This window comes from Curtobacterium sp. RM9 (assembly GCF_054956955.1).
Genome location: NZ_CM143271.1, coordinates 1,465,386 through 1,487,312 on the forward strand (window position 1 = coordinate 1,465,386; position 21,927 = coordinate 1,487,312).

The following is a 21,927-nucleotide window of genomic DNA, read 5'->3' on the forward strand; positions in this document are numbered from 1 at the left end:
GCTCTGTGGTGGGCGCTGCCACTGTGGAGCGAACGATGGTCGACGGCGTGCAGTGCCGCCGGTGAGGGGAGACGTCATGGTCGGGATCCTGCTCATCGCGGCCGGCATCGTGCTGCTGAACGCCTACGCCCTCACGTTGGTGCTTCTCCGGAGTCCGGTGTTCCGGACGCGGGTGTACCGGCCGATGGTGCTGAACGTCGGCTTGTCGCTCGCGCCCGCGGTGGTGTTGCTCGCGACGCTGGTCGCCCTGGTACTGGTCGTGACGCTCGCCCCGTCCCGCGTGACGGTCGTCGCCGTCGTGGTGATCGGCGGGCTGCTCTGGCTCGCGCTGCTGCCGAACGCCGCCTACCTGGTGACGGAACTGAACCTGTCGCACCGTCGAGCATCTGACCCGGTGCCGCTCTGGTTCGACATCGTCCTGGTCCTCACGCTCGCGCTGTCTGGTGTGTTCAACACCCTCGCCAACGTCCTCCTCGCGCAGCTCACCTACGTGCTGATCGTGCACGTCGACAATGCAGAACCGTACGCGTTCCCGGACTCGTGGATCATCGCGTTCGTCGTGCTGCTGCTGGTGTCGGTCGGCATCTACCTCGGCCGGTACATCCGCTTCAACAGCTGGGACCTGCTCCACCCCCGGTTCTTCGCGGGCAAGCTGACCGGCCACTTCGAGGAGCCGGGCAGGCTTCGTACGGCGCTGGGTTTCTGCGTCGTCCACACCCTGCTGCTCGCGCTGGTGTACCTGGTTGTCATCGCACCGGTACTCACGCTCGTCTGATCCGCCAGGACACACGTCAGCAAGGAACCGCGCAGGACCAGCTCACGCGGTTCGACAGGCGATCCGCTGCCCTCGCAGCCGACACGTCCGCCGGACGCCCGATGTGTGGCGAACTCGGCTGTGGAGAAGATCACGAGCACACCGCCGAGGATGCTCAGACTGACGAATGATGCAAGCCGTCGCTCCCGACGACGCACTCTGGCCCAGTTTGTCCCCGATGCAAGCGCGCCGACCGTGATGAGCGGGTGGCAGACGAGCACCACGGGCGTGTCTGGTAGTTGCAGTTGACCGCGTCCGTGGCGCACCCCGCCGTGATCAGTGCGTATTGCTGGCTGGACGATGAAGAACTGGGAGATCGACGATGGGCGCACGAACGCGGTGACGGCTCACGCGCTGATCGCCGGCCCGACGAAGACCCGTCTAGGCCGGGGTGACGTGCCTGGCGGGGACCGGACTCGAGTAGACGACGTTCGTCGTGATGCCACCGAGCGACGCGAGGCGCCCAGTGATCCGTTCGAGGTCGCGCATGGACCGGGCGAGGACCTTGATGATGAAGCAGTCGGCACCGGTGACGTGGTGCGCTTCGATCACTTCGGGCATGTCCGCGACCAGGTCGTGGAAGGGCTTGTAGTTGCCCGTCGGGTAGGCGAGTCGGACGAAGGCCGTGACGGTGTAGCCGAGCGCTTCGGGGTCGACGGTGATCGACCAGCCCGTGATCACCCCGCTGTCCGTCAGACGGCGGACCCGTTCGGCCGTCGCGCTGGCGGAGAGGTTGACCGCACGGGCGAGCTGCGCGACGCTCGTCCGCCCGTCGCGCTGCAACTCGGCGATGATGTCGTGGTCGGTTCGGTCGAGGACCGGCTGTGGATTCGACGGCACGAGGACGAATGTACCGTCGGTTCCGCTCCTGGTCGGGTCGTCTGCCGTTGGTTCGGTCTTCCCGTGGGGCAGGGTCACGCGGTTCGATCGAGGGGTGCAGACGACACTGACCGCGGCGGACTTCTTCGCCGCCAAGCTGGCCTACGAGACCGACCCCTCCGACCTCGCCGCGGCGCGAGCAGCGGGGACCTCCCCGATCGTGCTCGACGTCCGGAACGCCGTCGCTTGGGCGCAGGGACGGATCCCCGGCGCGGTGCACGTGCCGACCGCTGAACTCGCCGATCGTGTCCCCGGGATCGTGCCGGACCGCGACGCGGCCGTGGTCGTGTACTGCTGGGGGCCCGGGTGCAACGGCAGCACCCGTGCCGCGCTCGCCCTCACCCAGCTGGGCTACACCGACGTCCGGGAACTCATCGGCGGGTTCGAGTACTGGGCGCGCGAAGGCCTCGCCGTCGTGTCGGACGCCGGCCGGTCTCGTCGGGCACCGGACCCGCTGACTGCACCCGCGTCCACGTCGACGTCGGCGTCCGCGTCGGCGTGATCGTCGCCGTCCGCCGGACCCCGGCTACGATGCGGAGTCCTGACGACCAGACGAAGGGGGACGGCTCATGACGGAACGGCTTCCACGTCCGCTGCGCGACGCCGTGGTGCCCCGGTGGCACCTCGTCGTCATCTGGCTGCTGACCGTCGTCAGCGTCGCCGTCTGGCTGGTCGCCGACCTGCTCGTCCTCGATCAGAACCTCCGCTCCTACGCGACCTGCTACACCGCGTCGCGGAACGGCTGCTCTGACGCCGGCTGGTACAGCAGCATGGGTCTGACGTTCTTCGGCGGCCTCGCCATCGTCGTCGTCGCCGGCGCACTCGGCGCAGACCGGCACCGGGCGGGACGGGACGGCACCTGGGTACCGCTCGCCGGCATCGCCGCGGTCCTCGCGGTGGCAGGCGTCGGCCTCGGCCTCCTCAGGGTGCTCACGTAGGCCGGTCCCCGCGACGACGTCGCTGTGCGCGGCGACCAGTCAGTTGATGATCTCGCCCCGCTCTCCGGGCGGCAGGGACGTCAGCCGTTCCCGCCACTGCTGGAGTGCTTCGGGCGTGAGCCTGGTCCAGTCGGTGACCTCGGCGACGACGCGGAGCGGACTCGCGCTGCGGTACGAGCGGGTGGGGTTGCCGGGGAACTTCTTGTCGGTGACGTTGGGGTCGTCCTCGTACTCGCCGGTGGGTTCGACGAGGTAGACGCGTGGTGAACGGTCGTCGGGCGCGAGCTCGGCGGCCAGTTCAGCTGCGAGCCCGGCACCGTCCCGGAGCGCCGTGAAGTAGATGTGCCGCATGACGACGTCTGGTCGGTAGTTGGAACGGAACCCGGGGGAGAGCAGGTCGCCAGCCCGGAGGTCCGCGGTGGTGCCGTGCCAGAAGGGTCCGTCGTCGGTCGCAGGGAGCACGGTGGCAGCGTACTGCGGACGGGTCGCGCTACTGTGCAGCGGTGGGGCTCGTCTCGGACACCGGTCGCGGTGACTGGCTGCGCGCTCGCGCCGGCGACTGGGCGACGGTCGGCGGCGTCGCCGGCGCGGGGTTCGAGGCGTACGCCCGGATCCTGCACCCCCTGCCCGGCTACCGAGTGGACCTGAGCGCATCCGACGGGTGGGGCGGGCACCCGATCGTCGAGGATCGTCCGTGGACGTGGGCGGACGTGGCAGCTCGGACCGGTCGGATCGCGCATCCGCTCGTGCAGTGGGTCCGCCTGTCCGGTCAGGAGCCGCCGCGGGCGGTCGAGTTCGACGACGGGTGGAGGGTCGGGCCGCCCGAGGAGGGGCAGCTCGACGCATCGGTCCTCGCGACGCTCACGGAGCACCTCGGGCGAGCGACGACGACCCCGTCGGACCTGCTCGCCGCAGTGTGGGACGGCTGGGGCGACCTCAACGGCGGGTCCGCGGTGGGGTCGTTCTCCGTCGGGGAGCCGACCGAGGAGCAGATCCGGGAGGTCCAGGAACAGGTGCTCCTGCGACAGCGGCAGCAGGACGCCGTCGCGGACGCGCTGGCGGGCCCGACCTTCGAGTGGCCGGGTCGTGCGTTCCACCTCATGACCGCTTCCCTCGCGCTGTTCGCCGCCCCGGACTGGCTCGCAACCGCCGACGTCGACGTCTGGCCGGCGGCCGGTCACACCCCGCAGATGCTCTGGCCGGAGGACCACGCGTGGGTCCTCGCCACCGAGATCGACTGGGACTCCACGATCGTCGCGGGCAGCCGAGACCTGGTCGCGCGCGTGCTCGACGACCCCCGTCTCGAGGCGCACGCCGTGACCGGCGGCGACGACCTGACGTGGTCGGGCGACCGGCTGAACCACACCTGACCCGGCGCGGCGCGAGCACTGCCGCTCGGGGTGCTGTCCAGGTTTCGCTGTCCTCTCCGGATCGTTCGAGATGTGAACCGTTTCCTCCCTATGGTCATCTCATCCGAACGTCTCGGATCAGACCGAGCCGGGAACGGCTCAGAGATGGAGGGCACCGTGACCACGTTCACCGCCCCCGACACCGTGCTCCCCTCGACCGCGCACACCGCGCTCGCCCGCCGCGCTCGCCAGGCCTCGATGCGCAGCCCCCTCTCGGAGGTCCGCGAACAGGCCCGACAGCGTGCGCTGATGATGGCGGCCACCGCGACCGGGATCGTCTCGGTCACCGTCGCCGCGTCCGCCGCGATCGTCATCGGACTCTCCGCATGACCGCCGCCGCCGCGCCGCTCGACCTCGCGCTGACCCAGCCGATCGACGTCCTCGACCTCATCGCAGAACAGGACCGCGCCGATGCGTGACCAGATCGACCTCGACGTCCTCCGCCGCCACGCCAGCGAGTGGCACCGGCGCGGCATGAACTCCCCGGCCGAGATCGCCCGGATGGTCGCCGTCCGCCTCGATGCGTCGAGCCGCGTGTCCACGCCGGCGGACCCGTCCTACGCCGACTTCTTCGCCATCGCGTGAGCGTCCTGCTCCGCCCGTTCCGTCCTCCGGAGCTGACCACGCGTCACGAAGACGTGTGGCGACGCCTGCAGCGCCTCCACGACGTGCTCGGTGGCGCGTCCTGCGTCGACGTGGCCCCCGGCGCGGCCCGCGTCACCGGCGCGGACGACGCCTAGGCTCTGCACGACGCCTGTCGTCCTATCCTCTCATGACTGTTCCCGCGCTCCTCGCCGCCCCTCCCGTCCGCTCCGCGGACGAGGAGGCGATCGTCGCGACCGCGGACGCCCTGTTCACGGTCGAGGGTGTGGGGCCGGTGTCGATGGCCCGGATCGCCGAGGGTGCCCACGTCACGCCCGCAGCGCTCCGTTCGGTGTTCCCGTCGAAGCGGAAGCTGCTCGTGGCCGCCCTGCGGAACCGGCACCAGGGCTGGATGGGCGGACTCGTCGCCGCTGAACAGGCGACCGAAAGCCCGCGGGACCGCCTCCTGGCGGTGTTCACGTACCTCGGGGACTGTTTTGCGGAGACCTCGTACCGCGGTTGTGCGTTCATCAACGGCTACGGGGAACTCGGTCGGCGCGACCCGGTGGTCCGGCAGCTCGCCGAGGACCACCTCCGGCAGATCGAGCAGCACATCGCGGTGCTCTGTGACCTGGCGGCGCTGCCGGCGCACCTCGCGCCGGCCCTGACGCTGTTGCTGCAGGGCGCGCAGGTCGAGGCCGCCATCCACGGTTCGGTGCAGCCGGCCCGCAGCGCCCGCACGGCGGCGGCGATGCTGATCGCGGTGTACGACGTCGACTCCACGTCCCTGTTCTGACGGCGGATTGCGGACAGGCGTTCCGGCGGACCGGGGCGATGTGTGACGCTTCTGCTCAGCACGATGACCGAGCAGCCTCCCTCCCCGATCCGCATCGACGAACGCGGCGACGACATCGCCGACGCGCGTCAGACCCTGGCGGCCGCCTACGCCGGCATCGCCTGGGAAGCGGACACGACCGAGTCGGACTTCTCCTACCGCTACGCCTCCGCCGGGGACGCGACGATGACGCTCCGCGCGGTCCAGTTCGCCGGGCGCCTGACCGGTGAGATGCCCGCCGGCGACGACTTCGTGGTGCAGTGGATCACCCGCGGGACCGGGGTCCTCGACGTCGGCCGGGAGGAGATCCGCCTCGAACCGGGACGGCCGCAGATGTGGCCGGGGGAGGCGTTCGAGTTCGCGTTCGAGGACTACGACCAGCGGCTCGTGCAGGTCAACCGTGCTGCGGTCGACGAGATCGCCGCCGAGCGTGGCCTCGTCGTCAGCCGCACCGACTTCGACCACAACGCCCGACCTGACGGCGACGCCATGCGGCGGTGGCGGCAGACGGTGCGCCTGGTCTCCGCGACGACGATGGACCGGGACGCGTCCCCGCTCCTGCAGGCCGAGATGGGTCGTCTGGCCGCCGTGTCGTTGCTCGAGCTGTACCCGCAGGCGACGGCGGACCTGCCTGCGGCGCTGCTGCTGCCCGGGAACGCCCGACTGAAGCACGTCGCCGAGTACGTCCACGAGCACGCGCACCTGCCCATCACGAGCACCGACCTCGCGACCCTCGCCAACCTGAGCCTCCGGGCGCTCCAGACCGCGTTCGGCCGGGTGCTCGGCATGTCCCCGAACGCGTACATCCGTCAGGTGCGGCTCGACCGCATCCGCACCGAACTGCTGCACGCCGACCCGACGACCACGAACGTCGCCGAGGTGGCGCGGTACTGGGGCTTCGCGCACCCGGGCAGGTTCTCCGCCACCTACGCGGCCCGGTACGGCGAGTACCCGAGCGACACGCTCCGCAGGCCCTGACCACCTCGGTCGCCTGCCGACCGACGCGCGTCGGCGAGGCGTCGTCGTGACGCCGCACAGCGCACCGGCGCCACCAGACGTCGGACGGGAGGCGCGTGGCGGCCGGGCCCCGCGCCTCCCGTCCGACGCGTCACGGCTCCTCGACCCGCGACCGGCTGGTCTCGCTGCGTCCCCGACCGAGACCTGCCCAGCTGACGAGCGCGGCGCCCGCGGTCGTCGCGGCGAGGACCCCGAGCGCCGCCGGGAGCGTCCAGGCGGCGGCGAGCGCGCCCACGAGGAGCGGGCCGCCGGCATCCCCGGCCTCCCGTCCGAGCTCGGCGTTGCCCATCGTGCGACCCATCCGTTCCTCCGGCGTCACGGCCGCCAGGTGGGCGAACGCGAGCGGAGTGGTGACGCCGATCATCACGCCGAACGCCAGGGCCGCGACGAACAGCGTGACCACGGTCGGAGCGACCGCGAGGACGACCAGTGCGACGGCCGCGACGACGAGGCCGGCTGCGCTGCCGGTCCGGGTGTCGACCCGGCCGGCGTCGCGGAGCCGACCGACCCGCGGCTGGACGACCGTCGAGACGAGTGCGAGCACGGCGATGGCAGCGGCACCGACGATCGCGGGGAGGTCGAGCCGGGTCGCGAGCAGCGGCAGGAAGCCGACGGCGACGCCGAGGACCGCCGTGCTCGACGCCAGGAGCAGCGTCGGGAGCAGGAAGTCCCGGTCGGTGGTCTGGCGGACGAGGTCGACGACGGTGTACCGAGGGCGCGGCTGCACGGGCAGCGCCGGCATCGACACCCCGGCCCACACCGCCGCGACGGCGGCGAGGAGCGCGAGGGCGAGGTACAGCGCCCGGATGTCGGAGCTCTGGACGAGGACGATCCCGAGGAGCGGGCCGAGGACGTAGCCGAGGCTCTTCCACGCCCCGTACCGGCCGAAGTACCGGCCGAGCCGCTGCTTCCCGGCGATCCGCGCGACCGCCGCCGACGACGCGGGGCTGAACGCGGACGCGGCTGCGCCCTGGCCGAGGCGGGCGAGGGCCAGGACGAGGACGGTGGGGACGACGACCGCCAGCAGGGACGCGGCGACGAACGCGACGAGGCCGCCGATGACGACCGGTTTCGCGCCGATGCGGTCGCTGAGTGCTCCGAACAGTGGCTTCAGGATCACCTCGGCGATGTCGTAGAGCGCCAGGACGGCGCCGAGGCCGAGGAGGCTCAGGCCGATGTCGTCGGTCTCGGCGCCGAGGACACTGGCGACGCCGTGGGCGCCGAAGGCGGTGGTGAAGCCGGCGAGGTAGAGCGGGGCGAGGTGTCGTGCGGGCGGCTGCGGAGTCGTCGTCACGCCTCCAGTCTGGCGGACACGCTGCGGACGGCATCGCCGAGGCTCCGGTGGTGCCGCCACTCCCGGACGGCGAGCAGGACGATCACCGTGTCGAACAGTGTGAGCAGCGCCAGTCCGACGCCGGGGTGCAGGACGAACTCGGCGGCCTGCCAGACGACGAACCCGCCGAGCGCCACGATCGCCCACGGGTAGAGGCGGCGGGAGCCGCGGAAGATCGCGGCGACGATGCCGAGCTTCACCAGCCCGTGCACGATCAGGTACGCGGCGGCGAACAGCGTCGCGTCGGCGCTCAGGCTCGCGACACCGTGCCTGATCAGGTGCGCGAGGAGGTCGTCGGGATCCTCCTGCAGCTCACCGGCGGTGACCACCCGCGCAGCTGCTTCGACCTGTGCGGGCCGGAGGACGAGCAGCGGGATCCCGGCGGCGAGCTCGACGATCCCGTCGATCGCCTTGAGCGCGAAGCCGACCAGGAAGACGAGGTCGAACCACCGCTCCCGTGTCCACCGTGCGTACCGCATGGAGACAGCATCCGACGACGACGCTCAGGAACGACCAAGACGGCAGGAGTCCGTCGTCGCGCTGGCCGAGCCGCACCCGGTCAGGCCGGCGTCCCGAGCCGGTACCCGCGTCCGCGGACGGTCGCGATCAGGTCGCGTTCGGTCTTGCGCCGGATGTAGTGCACGTAGGTGTCGACCGTCCCGAGTTGCTCGCCGCGTTCGAACACCGTGGACAACAACTGCTCACGGCTGAACACACGGTCGGGTTCGGCGGCGAGGACCGCGAGCAGCGCGGACTCGCGGTCGGTCAGTGCGACGCGGCCGCTGTACGGGGAGTGGACGGTCTGGTCCTCCGGGTGGAACGACCATCCCCCGATCTCGACGACGCGGCCGAGGGCGTCGACGTCGCGCGTCAGGACGCGGAGCCGAGCGTTCAGCTCGTCGAAGTCGAACGGCTTGACCAGGTAGTCGTTCGCGCCGGCGTCGAGACCGGACACCCGGTCGTGCACCTCGGCGAGCGCCGTCAGCATCAGCACAGGTGTGCCCACCCGGAACCGGCGGAGCTCTCGGACGACGTCCAGGCCGTCGCCGTCCGGCAGCCGTCTGTCGACGACCAGCGCGTCGAAGAGCCGGTGCAGGACCGCCTCGAGTGCCTCGACACGGGTGGTGACGAGTTCGACGTCCCACGACGCGGACAGGACGTCGCGGACGATCGGTCCGAGCCGCGGGTCGTCCTCGACGACGAGGACCCGAGCGCGGGCGGTCACGTCCGTGCCCTCCGTCCGGCCCACTGCCGTCCGTGCGGCGATCCGACGCGGACGATCGGCAAGGTGAGGGCGAACACCGTCCCGGTCCGTCCGGTGCGCTCCACGACGACGTCGCCACCAGCGCGGACCGCGATGTCCCGGACCAGGGCCAGACCGATCCCGTTGCTCGTCCGCGTCGGTTCCCCGGTGGCGGAGGGGGTGCCGTGCGCGAAGCGGTCGAAGACCCGACGGGGAGCGATGCCGGTGATGCCCGTCCCTTCGTCCCGCACGCGGATGACGACGCGGTCCCCGACGGGTTCGTTCTCCACGGACACGGCGCCACCGGCGGGACTGTGTCCGATCGCGTTGTCGACGAGTGCCACGAGGCACCGTCGCAACTGGGTCGGGCTCACCCGGACCAGCGCGTCGCCTGGTGCCACGACGAGGTGTAGGCCCCGGTCGCGGGCGAGGACGGCGAGGTCGGCCGCGACCGCGGTCAGCGCGTCGTCGAGGGCTGCTTCCGCGCGGTCGTCACCGCGTCCGGCCGCCGTCGCGAGGAGGTCCTCGACCACGTCGACCATCGCCTGGACGTCGTCGCGGAGGGCATCAGCGACGACGCGCTCCCGCGAGGGCACCGGGAGCATCGCCTGCAGCTGTTGGACCCGAGCACTCAGCACCGTCAGGGGCGTCCGGAGTTCGTGACCTGCATCGGCGACGAACGTCCGCTGTGACCGGTAGGCCTCGGCGAGGGGGCGGACCGCGCGACCGGCGATCAGCCAGGTCGCGACGCCGGCGAGGACGACGGCGACGCCGCCCACCACGAGCACGGCGACGAGCAGGTCCACCGTGTCGAGGGAGATCTGGACGTCCTCCGGGCCGTGCCGTTCGAGCTGCTGCGCCGGCGTCAGCTGCCACACCACGTAGGCGACGGCCAAAACGATCACGGCGAACACCAGTGCCGCCGACACGATCGCGACGCGCAGTCCGATCCGCAGGGCCGAGCGCCGGTACGCGCGTCGGTCCGGGTCGTGGTCGGCGACGCCCTCGGTGGCGGCCGAGCGCCACCGTTCCCAGAGCTGCATCACGAGTCCTCTCCGTGTCGCCGACGGCTCGGGTCCGTGCGGTGCCGACCAGTCTGCTCCAGGCGCTGGAGCACCCGGCGCAGGACCGCGTCCGTCCAGAGCAGTCGAGCGGCGGGGGCGACGGCCACCGACCAGAGGACCGAGGCGGCCACGTCCGCCGGCCAGTGCACACCGTCGATGCAGAGCGCGGTCGCGACCGCCAGGACGCCCATCGAACCGAGCACCGCCGCCAGGAGACGGCGGCGCCGGTCGGCGACGAGCATGAGCAGCGCGATGAGCAGCGCCGTCACGAAGACGACGTGTCCGCTCGGGAACGATGCGTCGGGCTGCGCGGGGGTGAACGGGTGTGGCAGCACCGTGCTGTCGGGGCGCGGACGTCCGACGAGGGCCTTGAGGGCAGCGGACGGGATCCACGTCACCGCCACCACACCTGCGAAGGCCGCCGCGATGCGCACCTGTCGTGTCCGCGCCCAGACGACGCCGGTGAGGGCCACCGTCAGCAGGATCGCCGGCAGTGGTTCGAGCACGGTGTACACGGCGGAGCAGACCGTTCCGAGCGCACCGACGTGCAGGGCGTCGAGGCTCCGGGCCAGTCCGGCGTCGACCGGGACCGAGCGGACCACGAAGCCGAGCACCGCGAGGAGGCCGACGACGACCACTGCGCGTTCGACGGGGACTCGCCAGCGTGGCGGGCGGGCGGAGATCGGCAGCGGTCGAGACGCCTGGGGAGTGGTCACCTCGTCAGTCCAGGACGTGGTCTCCAAGAAACCACGAAGACCGATGTCGGTGCGGCGCGTGGCATACAGTGCAGACCGTGGCGATGCGGAACGTGCGTGACTGACCAGTTGTCGCACGCCGTCCTCGGCGTCGCCCTGCTCGTCGGCGTTGCTTCCGCGGTCCTGCTCCTCGCCCGCGCAGACGCACCCTGGGCCCCTGCGCTGGCGATCCTGCGGGGCGCTGCGCAGCTCGCCGTGATCAGCCTCGTCCTCAGCGGGATCATCCGGTCACCGGTCCTCATCAGCGCCGCGCTCCTCGTGATGTTCTCCGTGGCGGTCCTGACCGCGGCTCGTCGGCTGGGCGGGGTCCGTGCGACGGGGTTGCCGGTCGCGGCGTCGATGGGCGCCGGCAGCGTCGTCACCGGGTGCATCGTCTTCGGTACCGGGGCGATCGAGTTCAGTCCGCGGTACGCCCTCGCGGTCGGCGGCATCGTGATCGGCAACGCGATGACGATCGCGACGATCAGCGGTCGACGGTTCCGCGAGCTCGTCTCGGACCGGTGGGACGAGGTCGAGGGGTGGCTCGCGCTCGGGGCGACGCCCCGCCGGGCGACCGAGCGGCTCGTCCGACAGGCGGTGAGTGCAGCGCTCGTCCCGACGGTGGACCAGACCAAGACGACCGGGCTGGTCACGCTGCCCGGAGCCTTCGTGGGAGCGGTGTTCGGCGGCCTGTCGCCGCTGGACGCCGGTCGGTTCCAGATCGTCGTCCTCGCTGCGATCACCGCCGCCGGGGCGTGCACTGCAGTCTCCCTCACGCGGTGGCTGGCGCCGGTCACGGTCCGTCCGGACGTGGTCGATCGCTGACGACTCCGGCTGGAGGGGGGGGTACCGGATCGTTTCTTGGCGGGTTCTTGTGCCGCGGTCCCTACCGTCGTCACGTCGCCCGGCTCGGAGTCCGGTCGCGCCGACCGTCCGACGAGGAGGACGCCATGTCCCACACGCCTGTGCCAGCCAGCTCACGTCTGAACAAGGTGCCAGGACCGACCGCGTCGTTCTGGGTCGTCAAGGTCCCCAAAACGACCGTCGGCGAGACCGCCGCCGACCTCATCAGCGACACCGTCGGGCCCGGCCTGCCGGTGACGACGCTGATCATGGCGGTCGCACAGGCGGTGTTCCTGGTCCGGCAGTTCCGGTCCCGCGCCTACCGGCCGCCGCTCCACTGGATCACCGTGGTGCTGATCAGCATCGTCGGGACCTGCGTCACGGACGAGGCGATCTGATCGCCGAGCAGACCGGCCTCGGGTACTTCCCGTCCCTGCTGCTCTTCGCCGGCGCCATCGCCCTGACCGCTGCTGTCTGGTTCACCGGCCGACGCGGCCCGGTCCTCTGCTTCTGGACCGCCTACGTCCTCACCCGACCGCTCGGAGCCTCCGCCGGTGACCTGCTGTCCGCACCGAGCCAGGACGGCGGACGGGGGATCGGCACGATCACCACGAGCGCCGTGTTCCTCGTCGTCATCGCCGCGATCGTCAGCTTCCTCGTGATCCGCCTCCGCCGCGGCGACGAACCCGCGCAGCGCAGCCGCGTGACCGCCTGACACACACCCGTCTCGACCCCGCATCCGGAAGGACCTCCCGTGCTCTCCACCGTCCCCCTCGCCGTGAACCTGTTCGACGCGGCTTCGGTACTCCACGCCTTCGGGCCGTCCGTCCTCGCCGGGGTCGCGCTGCTGATCTTCATCGAGTCCGGGGTGCTGTTCCCGTTCCTGCCCGGTGACTCGCTCCTGGTCACCGCGGCGATCATCAGCAGCACGTTGGGGGTCACACCGTGGCAGGTCGCGGCCGTCGCTTCCGTCGCCGCGGTCGCTGGCGACCAGGTCGGGTACTGGATCGGGAAACGCCACGGACGCCGCCTGTTCAAGGAGGACGCACGAATCCTCACCACGGCCCGCCTCGAAGAAGCCGAGGCGTTCTTCACGAGGTGGGGAGGACTCAGCCTGGTCCTCGGACGGTTCGTCCCGGTCGTCCGGACGTACGTGCCCCTCGCCGCAGGGACCGCGCAGATGCACTACCGACGGTTCCTGCTGTGCAACGTCGTCGGCGCGGTCTCGTGGGCCTGCGGTCTCACCGTCGTCGGCGTGCTCCTCGGCGGGATCCCGTTCGTCGCCCACAACATCGACGCACTGATGATCGCGATCGTCCTGGTGTCCGTCCTGCCGATCGTCGTCGGCGCGCTCCGCCGCCGACACGTCGTCCGGAAGCACGGCACCGCGGCAGCGACGCGGTCGACTGCCGGTGATCGCTGAGCAGCAGGCCGTCGACGTCGCAGCGATGCGGTCGTCTGCGTGGACCACGCGGGCCCGTTGCTGGTTCCCGCAAAGTCGTCGTGGGACCGTCGCGGTCGCCGCGGCGCCCGCAGTACCGTCCGGGGACAGCCGCACCCGAGGCTGTGAGCAGCCGACCCGGAGGCGTCCCGATGCACGACCACCAGCCCCAGCTCCGCGGCGCTGAGCCGTTCGGTCGCCGGCTCCGAGGAGTGCTGACCGGCCGGCGGGCGAGCGTCTCCTCGTCGTCGCGCACGGGGTGGGCGAGCCCGCGACCAGATGCACCGGCAGCGACGACGACCGCGGTGACGACCAGGCTCTGGTACGTCGCGGACGGGACGAAGGCGCCCGTCGCGACGGTCACCCAAACGGGCCAGGCGGGCCAGGCGGCCCCTGTGGTCGTCCACGCGGACGCGGGCGCCGCTCCGGACGCGTCCGTCGAGGTCGTCTGCGCCGCGTCAGCGCGGCGGGCCGCCGAGGCGCTGGTGACGGCCGTGTCGACGGTGTTCGGCCTCGACTCGGAGGCCTTCCCGGAGGACACGATCGTCGTGCCGGTCGTCGGTGACCGGGTGTTCTACGGGCAGGGCTCCGGGTACCTCGTCGGGCTCGAGGGCGTGGTCGTCCGCGACGACGACGAGCCCGATCTGCCGTCGGGGCTGCGGTGGGTGCAGTTCGACGGCGAGGAGTGGCCGAACGTCGTCCCCGTGACGTCGCTCCACCGCCTGTAGGCGCCCCTCGGAACGGACCCGGTGCGGCCCGACCCGGTCACGCCGCGAGGAAGCGCAGCACGGCGAGCACCCGGCGGTGGTCGCTCGGCGCCGCCTCGAGCCCGAGCTTCGCGAACACCGCCCTGACGTGCTTCTCGACGGTGCCGCCGGACAGGAACAGCGCATCCGCGATCGCCCCGTTCGACCGGCCCTCGGCCATGAGCCGCAGGACCTCCGACTCCCGTGCGGTCAGGGTGTCGAGCCGGTCGCGGATCGGACGGGGCGCCTGCACGAGCGCGGCGGCGACCTCGGGATCGAGGACGACGTTGCCCGCAGCCACCTGCTGGAGCGACTCGATGAAGGTCGAGACCTCGGCGACGCGGTCCTTCAGCAGGTACCCGACGCCGACCGTCGCCACGTCGAGGAGCGTGCGCGCCCACTGCACCTCGGCGTACTGCGAGAACAGCAGCACGCCGACGTCGGGGTGCGCCGCCTTGACCCGGACGGCGGTCTGCACCCCCTCGGGGGTCGCGTCGAGGGCGGGGAGCACGCCGTCGCCGTCGCCGTCGCCGACGGTCGCGACGACGTCGTGCCCCCCGCCCCCGCAGGAGCGAGGCGAGTCCTTCGCGGACGATCGTGTTGTCGTCCGCGATCACGACCCTCATGTGGCGGCGCCCGTCAGTACGACCAGCTGGATCGTGGTCGGTCCGCCGGCCGGGCTGTCGACGTGCAGCGAGCCGTCGACCGCACGGAGGCGTTCGAGCAGCCCGGACAGCCCGGTGCCGTGGCCGTCGACCCCGGCGAGCGCGACGTGGGCTCCGCCGACGCCGTCGTCCTCGACGGTGGCGACGAGGTCCCCGCCGCGGATCGCGACGTCGACCACGGCGGACGTCGCGCGGGCGTGCTTCGACACGTTCGTCAGCAGTTCGAGCACCCCGAAGTACGCGACGCCCTCGACCACGGGCGTGGGGCGGACCGGCAGGTCGGTGCGGAGCTGCACCGGGAACGGCGCGCGGGCGCAGGCGGAGGCGAGTGCTGCGTCCAGGCCGGCGTCCAGGACGGGCGGGTGGATGCCGCGCGCCGGTGCCCGCAACTCGACCAGGGCCTCCTTCGTCGCGGCGTGTGCCTGGCCGACGAGGGCCTCGACGTCCTCGCCACGCTGCCCGTGCTGCAGCCGGTGTAGTGGTCCCTCGAGCCTCGCGACCTGGTGTCCCCGCATGTACCCGGCAGTCCCTCCGGTCAGGTGGGGACAACTCCCGTGCGCGGTCGCAGGTCGGCAACACCGCCACGCCGCCCACCGCGTCTCACGGGTTGATCGACACCCAGTCGATGAGGACGTGCCCCGGCTTGCCCGTGTTGCCGATCTGGAACGTGTACCGGTGCGGCGTCGTCGGCACGTCGGTGGTGAAGGTCTGGAGCAGCGCGCCGTCGAGGTAGTAGCTCACCGACTTCCCGGGGACCCACACGGTCGTGTACGTGTGCCACTCGTACCAGGACGCCTGCGTCTTCACGTGCTGCGCCGAGGACGCCGACCCGGGCGTCATCGAGTGGTGGAACACCTCGGGGCGGGCGGAGAACGACCCCTCCGGGAAGTCCAGCTCGCCCTCGTCGGCGTCGTTCGACGTCGGCCAGAGCATGATCGCGGTGCCGTTGCCCTCGCCGCCGGTCACGCGGACGCGGATGCTGAACGTGCCGCCGGTCCGTGCCCAGGCCGTCTCTGCCGGGCCGAACACGCCCGCGGCGCCCTGCGTCCCGTTCATCGCGACGTCCATGACGCCGTCGTGCGCGCTGACCAGCGGTCCGGAGAAGTACTTGCCGCCGGTGCCGTCCACGTAGGGCTGCCACGCCTGCGCGTAGGTCGACGCGAAGGGCCCGCCGCTGGACGCGGGGGTGTCGAAGTCCTCGAAGAACGCCGCTGCCGGTCCGGTGACCGGCGCCGGCTGCCGCGGGGCAGGGGCGGGTGTCGGTGTCGGCGTCGGTGTGGCGGTGGCGGTCGGGAGCGGCCGGCGCGACGGCGACGTGGAGGTCGACGGCACGGGGATGCTCTCGCTCCCGGCGACCGGCGGGACGACGAAGGCCAACATCGCGTAGACGGTCGAACCGGCGGTGAGCAGCAGTGCGACGTTGCGGACGGACCTGCGCAGGGTCCTGTTCCTGCTCGCGCGGCGCTGCGCGTGCTGATGGTGCGGTGTCACGGGGTGCTCCTGTCTCCTGGAGCAAGCCTCGCCGGGGAAGCCCGCCAGCGCAGGGCCGCGGCACCACCCGAGCGGGAACCCGCATCGACTTGCGGCTTCTGTCCGCGCACGTGACCGTCGACGGTCTGGAGGCGCGTGGCGGGCCCGCCACGCGCCTCCAGACCGTCATCCGGCAGCGAGGAGGGCGCCGTCGGCGCCGAAGCGCCGCCAGTGGCCGCCGCCGACGACGACCGGCTCGGACGCCGGGTCGCGGACGAGCAGCGCGCAGTCGTCGTCGACGAACCACACCTCCTGCCCGGACCGTGCGGCGCCCCGAGCGAAGCGGTCCTCGGCGTCGGCGGGCATCCAGTCGGCGCCGAGGTGACCGGCGAAGAACCAGTCGAAGAGGGGGACGGCGGGTGGGACGCTCGTGAGGCCGAAGAGGTCGAGTTCCTCCTGGTCGTCGAAGGCCGACGCCCACCGGTCGAGCTCGCGGGCGAACACCATCGAGCCGGCACTCCACCCGACGTACACCCGCTCGTCGAGGAGCTCGGCGAGCACCGGCGCGAGACCGCTCGCGTGCCAGGTGTGCGCCGCCCACAGGTTGCTCCCGCCGTAGCCGAGGACCACGTCGGCCGCGCGCAGCCGCGATGCGACGAGTGCCGGGGGACCGGCGAGGAGCGAGGCCACGTCGAACTCCGACCAGCCCATCGAGCGGATGCGGTCGAGGTGGTCGACCAGCGTCGAGCTGTCGCCGGGGAAGGGGAGGATCGCGTCGATCACCACGACGACGCGGGACTCGCTGACGGGCTTGCCGAGCAGCCGGACGAGGGCGTCGTGGAGGGCGTCGTTCGTGATGCCGTTCGACGTGAGGAGCATCCGCATGGGCCGAGGGTAGGCCACCCGGCGCACCCGGCACGAGGGGTGCGCGTCGCGTTCTCCGTCCAGCGCTCGGCGGCGTGCCAGCCAGGGGCTACGCTGCTCGCACTCCAACTCTGGCGGCCGCCGACCAGGCCCCGAGGACGTCGCAGTCCTCCCGGCCGCGCGCGGGCGGCCTCGTATCTGCAAGGAAGCAGGTCACGGTGAACTCCTCAGCACCATCGCCCACGCACCGGGCTCGGACCGGCAGGCGTGTGCTCGGCATCGCGGCGGTCCTCGGCGCCGCCGCACTCGGCGTCGTCGGCACCACCCAGACCGCCGTGGCCGCGCCGCCCGCGCCACCGACGTCGGACCTCGGCCCGAACGTGCTCGTCTTCTCGCCCGACATGCCCCAGGCCGACGTGCAGGCGAAGATCGACGCGGTCTACGACCAGCAGGTCGACAACGAGATGGGCACCGCCCGGTACGCGCTGCTGTTCAAGCCCGGCACGTACGGCTCGGCGACGAACCCACTCGACGTCCGGGTCGGCTACTCCACCGAGGTCGACGGTCTCGGACAGGACCCCTCCGGTGTCACGATCAACGGCGGGGTCACCGCCACCGGCCGCAACGGCAGCGGGTCGCTCGACACCTTCTGGCGGTCGGTGTCGAACCTGACGATCCACGTCGTGCCGACCGCGGACGCGTGCCACACCGGCAACGAGATGTGGGCGGTGTCCCAGGCCGCACCGATGCGACGCGTGCACGTGCAGGACTACACGACCTTCATGCCGTACTGCGAGAGCCCGAACTACGCCAGCGGCGGCTTCGTCGCGGACTCGGAGCTCGACGGCGGGGCGCTGAACGGCTCCCAGCAGCAGTTCTACGTCCGCAACACCGACCTCGGCGCCGGGTGGTCGAACGGCGTCTGGAACCAGGTGTTCTCGGGCGACCTGAACGCGCCCGCGCAGTCGTTCCCGCAGCCGCCGTACACGACCCTGACGGCGACGCCGGTCTCGCGCGAGAAGCCCTACCTGTACGTCGACGACTCCGGCAAGTACCGCGTCTTCGTGCCGAGCGCGCAGACGGACTCGGTCGGCACGAGCTGGGCGAAGGGCCACACCCCGGGCACCTCGCTCCCGTTGAGCGCCTTCTTCGTCGCACACCCCGGTGACTCGGTCGCCACGATCAACTCCGCGCTGGCGCAGGGCAAGCACCTGCTCATGACACCCGGCGTGTACGACGTGGCGCAGAGCATCGCGGTGAAGCGAGCGGCCACGGTCGTCCTCGGGCTCGGCCTCGCGACCCTCACGGCGCAGGACGGCGCCGTGCCGATGACGGTCGCCGACGTCCGCGGCGTCGACATCGCCGGGCTGACCTTCGACGCCGGCCCCGTGAACTCGCCGACGCTGCTCCGGATCGGGACCGGGCACGACAAGGGCGGACCGCACGTGGCGAGTGCCGCCGACCCGACCGCGCTGCAGGACGTCTTCTTCCGCATCGGGGGTCCGCACGTCGGCAAGGCGACGACCAGCCTCGAGGTGAACAGCGACCACACGATCCTCGACGACATCTGGGCCTGGCGCGCCGACCACGGCGTCGCGGGCTCGGTCGGCTGGACGGTCAACACCGCCGCCACCGGCGTGGTCGTGAACGGCGACGACGTCACCGCGACCGGCCTGTTCGTCGAGCACTACCAGCAGTACAACGTGGTGTGGAACGGCGAGCGCGGCCGGACGGTGTTCTTCCAGAACGAGCTGCCGTACGACGCACCGGACCAGGCGGCATGGCGCCACGGCGCTCTGAACGGGTGGGCGGCGTACAAGGTCGCCGACTCGGTGCGGACGCACGAGGCCTGGGGACTCGGCAGCTACATCTACACGAACGTGGACCCGAGCCTGCACGCGACGCAGTCGTTCGAGGTGCCGGACCGTCCGGGTGTGGTGCTGCACGACATGACCACCGTCGCGCTCAACACGAACGCCGGGACGATCGACCACGTGGTCGACGGACAGGGCAGCGCGGCGACGGGCGCCGTGTCCGGGCAGCCGCAGACCGTGACCACCTACTCGAACGGCGTCGCCCGGTAGGGCGCGCGCGGAGCGACGGCCCCCGGTGTGCTGCCGGGGGCCGTCCGTCGTCGGGGGACTCGGTAGCGTTGCCGCATGGCATCGAGCCCGAGGGGACGTCGCACGATGACCTCCGTCACCGCCGTGACCGTCGGCCTCCTCCTCGGCCTCACGGGCTGCACCGCGGCCGAGGTGCCGGACCACCCGGTCGTCGTGGACCTCGTCGCACAGGACTGGCGCCACGTGCCCGGGGTCGACCGGGACGGCGACGCCCTGCGGGTGGCATCGACGGGTCGGCGGATCGTGCGTCAGGACGGCAGCGGCGGCCAGGACGACCCGCCCGTGGACCTCGCGGGCACGCACCTGTCGGTCGACGGGGACGTCACGCTCAGCGTGTCCTTCGCGGACGTGCACGGTGACGCCACCCTCGCCGTGTCCGACACGCCGCCGATCGTCGCCGACGAGTTCCGGATCGAGCCGGCGGGCGTCCGGCTCACCCTCCGCGGCGACGATCTGCAGCTCGCGGTGTACCAGGACGCCCGCGAGCGAGCGGCCGACCACGACGACGGCGACGACGACGGCGCCGACGAAACGGCGAACCTCGACGTCGCCGACCCGCAGCCCGTCCGCGACGACCACGTGACCCTCGACGACCCCGAGGCGACGATCTCCCTGCACCGCGCCGGCGACCGGCTCACGGTGCGCAGCGGCGACGACACCGTGGCCACCCTGCCCCTCGGCGACGTCCTGGGCTCCGGCGACCTCTGGCTCGGCCTGTCGAGCGCGGAGGGCTCGTTCACGGTCGGGGAGCTGACCGCCACCGCACCCGCTGCCGCCCGACTGACCGCCGAGGGTCCTGTCGCCGCCGATGCCGAGCGTGACGACGACGGGCTGCAGGCGCTCGCCGCACGCGCCCGTCCGGACTTCCGGATCGGCGCGGCGGTCGCCCTCGGGCCACTCGCGTCGGACACCGAGTACGCGCGCCACCTCGTGGGCGACTTCGGCGCGATCACCCCGGAGAACGCGATGAAGGCGCAGGCCCTCGCACCACGACAGGGGGAGTACCGGTTCGAGGAGGCCGACGCCCTCCTCGCCCTGGCCGAGCGGAAGGGGATGGCGGTGCACGGGCACACCATCGCCTTCACCGAGGCGATGCCCCGCTGGATGCGCGACCTGCCGAGCCGGACCGAGCCGGAACGTCGCGCCAGCGCCGACGCCCTCCTCGACTTCCTGACCACCGTCGTCACGCACTTCCGCGGCCGGCTCGACTCCCTCGACGTCGTCAACGAACCGTTCGACGTCGACCAGGGCACCGACCTGCAGCAGAACACCTGGTACCGCGTGTTCGGCCCGGACTACCCGGTGGTCGTGTCGGAGGCCGTGTACGACGCCGACCCGGACGTGCGCCAGTTCGTCAACGAGAACGGCGCCGACGTGCCGGGCCCCCGGCAGGACGCCCTGCTCCGGCTCGTCCAGGACACGAACGCGCGCGGCGGGCACATCGACGGCGTCGGGCTGCAGGCCCACGTGTACGACCTCGGCACGGATGCGATCTCGGCCGACGACCTGCGGTCGACCCTCGCCACCTTCGGGGACGCCGGACTCGTCGTGCGGATCTCCGAGAACGACGTCACCGACGCCGAGGGGCAGGACGCCCAGGCGGAGCAGTACGCCACGGTCCTCGGGACGTGCTTCCGCTCGGCGACGTGCGTCTCGTACACGACGTGGGGCGTCGACGACCGCTACGACTGGTACACGGACGAGGGCGGCGGCCTGCACCAGGGCCACGACCTGCTGTTCGACGACGGCGACCCGACACCGGGGTACGACGCCGTGCGCGAGGCGCTCGCCGAGGGCGCGACACGCTGACCACCAGACGAAGACGGAACGCTCCCGCCGGGATCGGGCAAGAGCGATCGTGACCACCAGTCAGCCACCGCCAGGGGCCGCCGAGCTCGGCCGTCAGTTCGATGAGCACGGCCGCCGCATCCTGCTCTACCTCGCACGCCGCACCGATCTGTCGAGCGCCGAGGACATCGTCGGCGAGACGTTCGTGACGGCACTCGTCCGCTGGGACTCCTTCGACCCGGACCGGCAGGACCCGTTGCCGTGGTTGTTCGGCATCGCGTCGAACCTGCTGCACCGGCACTGGCGTGCACGACGTCGGGCAGCGCGGGCGATGTCCCGCGGGGACGGGCGAGGAGCGGCGGGAGATCGTCGTCGACCGGACCGACGGCACCTCCCTGAGGGAGCGGACGCTGAAGACCGAGCGGATGGGCAGCATCCCGGCCGGCGCCCTGATCGACTCCGTGGCCGTGCGGGTGACGGCGGTCACGACCAGCCGTGAGGTGACGCGGTCCGGGGACGTGGTGCGGGCCCGACGGGTCGGGCCCGCACCACGGCGGGTCGCTGCGGACAGGACCGCACCGCGGTCAGGACCGCGCCACGGCGAGGTCAGGGCGTGACGCTGACGCTCCAGGTGACGCCGAACCGGTCGGTGAGCATGCCGAAGCCGGCGCTCCACGCGGAGGCGGCCAACGGTTCGACCACCTCGGCGTCGACGGCGAGCGCGTCCCAGTGGCCCTGGAGCTCCGCCAGGCTCTCGGACCCGATCGACACGAACAGCGCCTGGTCGGTGATCGTCGTGCCGTGCTCGCGCCGGGTCGAGCCGCCACCGACGACCGGCCCCTCGGTCTCGCCGGGGACGTCGTAGCCCATGATGCGGAAGCCGTTCTCCGCGGTGACGAGGCCGAACACGACCCTGTCCGAGCCGGGCACCTCGGCCGGCATCCCGAAGTCCGCGTAGGTGTTCACGACGAGCTGCCCGCCGAAGACGGAACGGTAGAACTCGAGCGCCGCACGGGCGTCGCCACGGAAGTTGAGGTGCGTGGTGGTCTGGATGGTCATCGCTGCTCCTTGGTGCTGGCGGTGGTGTCCGGGTCCGGATGACCCGCTGCGGCGACTCTCGCAGCCGAGTAGGACGGTTC

Annotated in this window: 28 protein-coding genes; 16 read left to right on the plus strand and 12 right to left on the minus strand. The window is 72.0% G+C overall.

Going from position 1 to position 21,927, the window contains the following annotated elements; translation table 11 throughout:
- The first annotated feature begins 76 nt into the window (after positions 1-76).
- Positions 77-775, plus strand: a complete 699-nt coding sequence (locus ACY3FI_RS06905; protein ID WP_462550045.1) for a DUF1361 domain-containing protein — start codon at positions 77-79, stop codon at positions 773-775.
- A gap of 420 nt (positions 776-1,195) precedes the next feature.
- Here the strand turns inward: ACY3FI_RS06905 and ACY3FI_RS06910 are convergent, their stop codons facing one another.
- A complete protein-coding gene (locus ACY3FI_RS06910; RefSeq protein WP_462550046.1) occupies positions 1,196-1,654 on the minus strand; it encodes an Lrp/AsnC family transcriptional regulator in 459 nt (152 codons plus the stop codon).
- Positions 1,655-1,748: 94 nt separating this feature from the next.
- Here ACY3FI_RS06910 and ACY3FI_RS06915 point away from each other — a divergent pair, with 94 nt between their 5' ends.
- A complete protein-coding gene (locus ACY3FI_RS06915; RefSeq protein ID WP_462550047.1) occupies positions 1,749-2,195 on the plus strand; it encodes a rhodanese-like domain-containing protein in 447 nt (148 codons plus the stop codon).
- A 67-nt stretch (positions 2,196-2,262) separates the two neighbouring features.
- Entirely contained in the window at positions 2,263-2,631 is a 369-nt protein-coding gene (locus tag ACY3FI_RS06920) for a hypothetical protein (protein WP_462550048.1), read from the plus strand.
- A gap of 39 nt (positions 2,632-2,670) precedes the next feature.
- On the opposite strand, the gene arr is transcribed toward ACY3FI_RS06920, so the two are convergent.
- The gene (gene arr, locus ACY3FI_RS06925) at positions 2,671-3,093 is read right to left on the minus strand and encodes an NAD(+)--rifampin ADP-ribosyltransferase (RefSeq protein WP_462550049.1); all 423 of its coding nucleotides are present in this window, start codon (positions 3,091-3,093) and stop codon (positions 2,671-2,673) included.
- A gap of 41 nt (positions 3,094-3,134) precedes the next feature.
- Between arr and ACY3FI_RS06930 the strand changes: the two genes are divergently transcribed.
- The 5 genes from ACY3FI_RS06930 to ACY3FI_RS06950 all read left to right on the plus strand — a co-directional run bounded on the left by ACY3FI_RS06930 (position 3,135) and on the right by ACY3FI_RS06950 (position 6,435).
- Positions 3,135-4,001, plus strand: coding sequence for a hypothetical protein (locus ACY3FI_RS06930; protein ID WP_462550050.1), 867 nt, complete (start codon positions 3,135-3,137; stop codon positions 3,999-4,001).
- A gap of 156 nt (positions 4,002-4,157) precedes the next feature.
- Positions 4,158-4,370 (plus strand): hypothetical protein, encoded by a 213-nt coding sequence (locus ACY3FI_RS06935; RefSeq protein WP_462550051.1) that lies wholly within the window; start codon positions 4,158-4,160, stop codon positions 4,368-4,370.
- 81 nt (positions 4,371-4,451) lie between these two features.
- Entirely contained in the window at positions 4,452-4,625 is a 174-nt protein-coding gene (locus ACY3FI_RS06940) for a hypothetical protein (protein ID WP_462550052.1), read from the plus strand.
- A gap of 187 nt (positions 4,626-4,812) precedes the next feature.
- Positions 4,813-5,418, plus strand: coding sequence for a TetR/AcrR family transcriptional regulator (locus ACY3FI_RS06945; RefSeq protein ID WP_462550053.1), 606 nt, complete (start codon positions 4,813-4,815; stop codon positions 5,416-5,418).
- A 63-nt stretch (positions 5,419-5,481) separates the two neighbouring features.
- Complete coding sequence (locus ACY3FI_RS06950; RefSeq protein WP_462550054.1) at positions 5,482-6,435, plus strand: AraC family transcriptional regulator; 954 nt, start codon at positions 5,482-5,484, stop codon at positions 6,433-6,435.
- A 130-nt stretch (positions 6,436-6,565) separates the two neighbouring features.
- Here the strand turns inward: ACY3FI_RS06950 and ACY3FI_RS06955 are convergent, their stop codons facing one another.
- From ACY3FI_RS06955 to ACY3FI_RS06975, 5 genes are all read right to left on the minus strand, one after another.
- Entirely contained in the window at positions 6,566-7,768 is a 1,203-nt protein-coding gene (locus tag ACY3FI_RS06955) for an MFS transporter (protein ID WP_462550055.1), read from the minus strand.
- Positions 7,765-8,286 carry a DUF2127 domain-containing protein gene (locus ACY3FI_RS06960; RefSeq protein WP_462550056.1) on the minus strand — a complete coding sequence of 174 codons (522 nt, stop codon included), beginning with the start codon at positions 8,284-8,286 and terminating at the stop codon, positions 7,765-7,767. The genes ACY3FI_RS06955 and ACY3FI_RS06960 overlap by 4 nt, the downstream gene beginning before the upstream one ends.
- Positions 8,287-8,366: 80 nt before the next feature.
- Positions 8,367-9,032, minus strand: a complete 666-nt coding sequence (locus ACY3FI_RS06965) for a response regulator transcription factor (RefSeq protein ID WP_462550057.1) — start codon at positions 9,030-9,032, stop codon at positions 8,367-8,369.
- Positions 9,029-10,093 (minus strand): sensor histidine kinase, encoded by a 1,065-nt coding sequence (locus ACY3FI_RS06970; RefSeq protein WP_462550058.1) that lies wholly within the window; start codon positions 10,091-10,093, stop codon positions 9,029-9,031. The genes ACY3FI_RS06965 and ACY3FI_RS06970 overlap by 4 nt, the downstream gene beginning before the upstream one ends.
- Positions 10,093-10,830 (minus strand): phosphatase PAP2 family protein, encoded by a 738-nt coding sequence (locus ACY3FI_RS06975; RefSeq protein WP_462550059.1) that lies wholly within the window; start codon positions 10,828-10,830, stop codon positions 10,093-10,095. The genes ACY3FI_RS06970 and ACY3FI_RS06975 overlap by 1 nt, the downstream gene beginning before the upstream one ends.
- 96 nt (positions 10,831-10,926) lie before the next feature.
- On the opposite strand from ACY3FI_RS06975, the gene ACY3FI_RS06980 reads away from it, so the two are divergent.
- The 5 genes from ACY3FI_RS06980 to ACY3FI_RS07000 all read left to right on the plus strand — a co-directional run bounded on the left by ACY3FI_RS06980 (position 10,927) and on the right by ACY3FI_RS07000 (position 13,860).
- Positions 10,927-11,673 (plus strand): ABC transporter permease, encoded by a 747-nt coding sequence (locus tag ACY3FI_RS06980; RefSeq protein ID WP_462550060.1) that lies wholly within the window; start codon positions 10,927-10,929, stop codon positions 11,671-11,673.
- Between the two features lie 125 nt (positions 11,674-11,798).
- On the plus strand, positions 11,799-12,089 hold the full coding sequence (locus tag ACY3FI_RS06985) for a COG4705 family protein (protein WP_462550061.1): 291 nt from the start codon (positions 11,799-11,801) through the stop codon (positions 12,087-12,089).
- A 62-nt stretch (positions 12,090-12,151) separates the two neighbouring features.
- Entirely contained in the window at positions 12,152-12,406 is a 255-nt protein-coding gene (locus ACY3FI_RS06990; protein ID WP_462550323.1) for a COG4705 family protein, read from the plus strand.
- A 39-nt stretch (positions 12,407-12,445) separates the two neighbouring features.
- The gene (locus tag ACY3FI_RS06995) at positions 12,446-13,114 is read left to right on the plus strand and encodes a DedA family protein (protein WP_462550062.1); all 669 of its coding nucleotides are present in this window, start codon (positions 12,446-12,448) and stop codon (positions 13,112-13,114) included.
- 323 nt (positions 13,115-13,437) lie between these two features.
- Positions 13,438-13,860, plus strand: coding sequence for a hypothetical protein (locus tag ACY3FI_RS07000; RefSeq protein WP_462550063.1), 423 nt, complete (start codon positions 13,438-13,440; stop codon positions 13,858-13,860).
- A 37-nt stretch (positions 13,861-13,897) separates the two neighbouring features.
- On the opposite strand, the gene ACY3FI_RS07005 is transcribed toward ACY3FI_RS07000, so the two are convergent.
- The 4 genes from ACY3FI_RS07005 to ACY3FI_RS07020 form a co-directional block, all read right to left on the minus strand.
- On the minus strand, positions 13,898-14,389 hold the full coding sequence (locus ACY3FI_RS07005; protein ID WP_462550064.1) for a LuxR C-terminal-related transcriptional regulator: 492 nt from the start codon (positions 14,387-14,389) through the stop codon (positions 13,898-13,900).
- A gap of 111 nt (positions 14,390-14,500) precedes the next feature.
- Positions 14,501-15,058, minus strand: a complete 558-nt coding sequence (locus tag ACY3FI_RS07010) for a sensor histidine kinase (RefSeq protein WP_462550065.1) — start codon at positions 15,056-15,058, stop codon at positions 14,501-14,503.
- Between the two features lie 85 nt (positions 15,059-15,143).
- Complete coding sequence (locus tag ACY3FI_RS07015) at positions 15,144-16,034, minus strand: family 16 glycosylhydrolase (protein ID WP_462550066.1); 891 nt, start codon at positions 16,032-16,034, stop codon at positions 15,144-15,146.
- Positions 16,035-16,199: 165 nt separating this feature from the next.
- The gene (locus ACY3FI_RS07020) at positions 16,200-16,898 is read right to left on the minus strand and encodes a Type 1 glutamine amidotransferase-like domain-containing protein (protein ID WP_462550067.1); all 699 of its coding nucleotides are present in this window, start codon (positions 16,896-16,898) and stop codon (positions 16,200-16,202) included.
- Between the two features lie 197 nt (positions 16,899-17,095).
- On the opposite strand from ACY3FI_RS07020, the gene ACY3FI_RS07025 reads away from it, so the two are divergent.
- From ACY3FI_RS07025 to ACY3FI_RS07035, 3 genes are all read left to right on the plus strand, one after another.
- Positions 17,096-18,961 (plus strand): pectate lyase-like domain-containing protein, encoded by a 1,866-nt coding sequence (locus ACY3FI_RS07025; RefSeq protein WP_462550068.1) that lies wholly within the window; start codon positions 17,096-17,098, stop codon positions 18,959-18,961.
- Positions 18,962-19,036: 75 nt separating this feature from the next.
- Positions 19,037-20,809, plus strand: coding sequence for an endo-1,4-beta-xylanase (locus tag ACY3FI_RS07030; RefSeq protein WP_462550069.1), 1,773 nt, complete (start codon positions 19,037-19,039; stop codon positions 20,807-20,809).
- A gap of 49 nt (positions 20,810-20,858) precedes the next feature.
- The gene (locus ACY3FI_RS07035) at positions 20,859-21,287 is read left to right on the plus strand and encodes an RNA polymerase sigma factor (RefSeq protein WP_462550070.1); all 429 of its coding nucleotides are present in this window, start codon (positions 20,859-20,861) and stop codon (positions 21,285-21,287) included.
- A gap of 107 nt (positions 21,288-21,394) precedes the next feature.
- On the opposite strand, the gene ACY3FI_RS07040 is transcribed toward ACY3FI_RS07035, so the two are convergent.
- Positions 21,395-21,847, minus strand: coding sequence for a VOC family protein (locus ACY3FI_RS07040; RefSeq protein ID WP_462550071.1), 453 nt, complete (start codon positions 21,845-21,847; stop codon positions 21,395-21,397).
- Between the last annotated feature and the right edge of the window lie 80 nt (positions 21,848-21,927).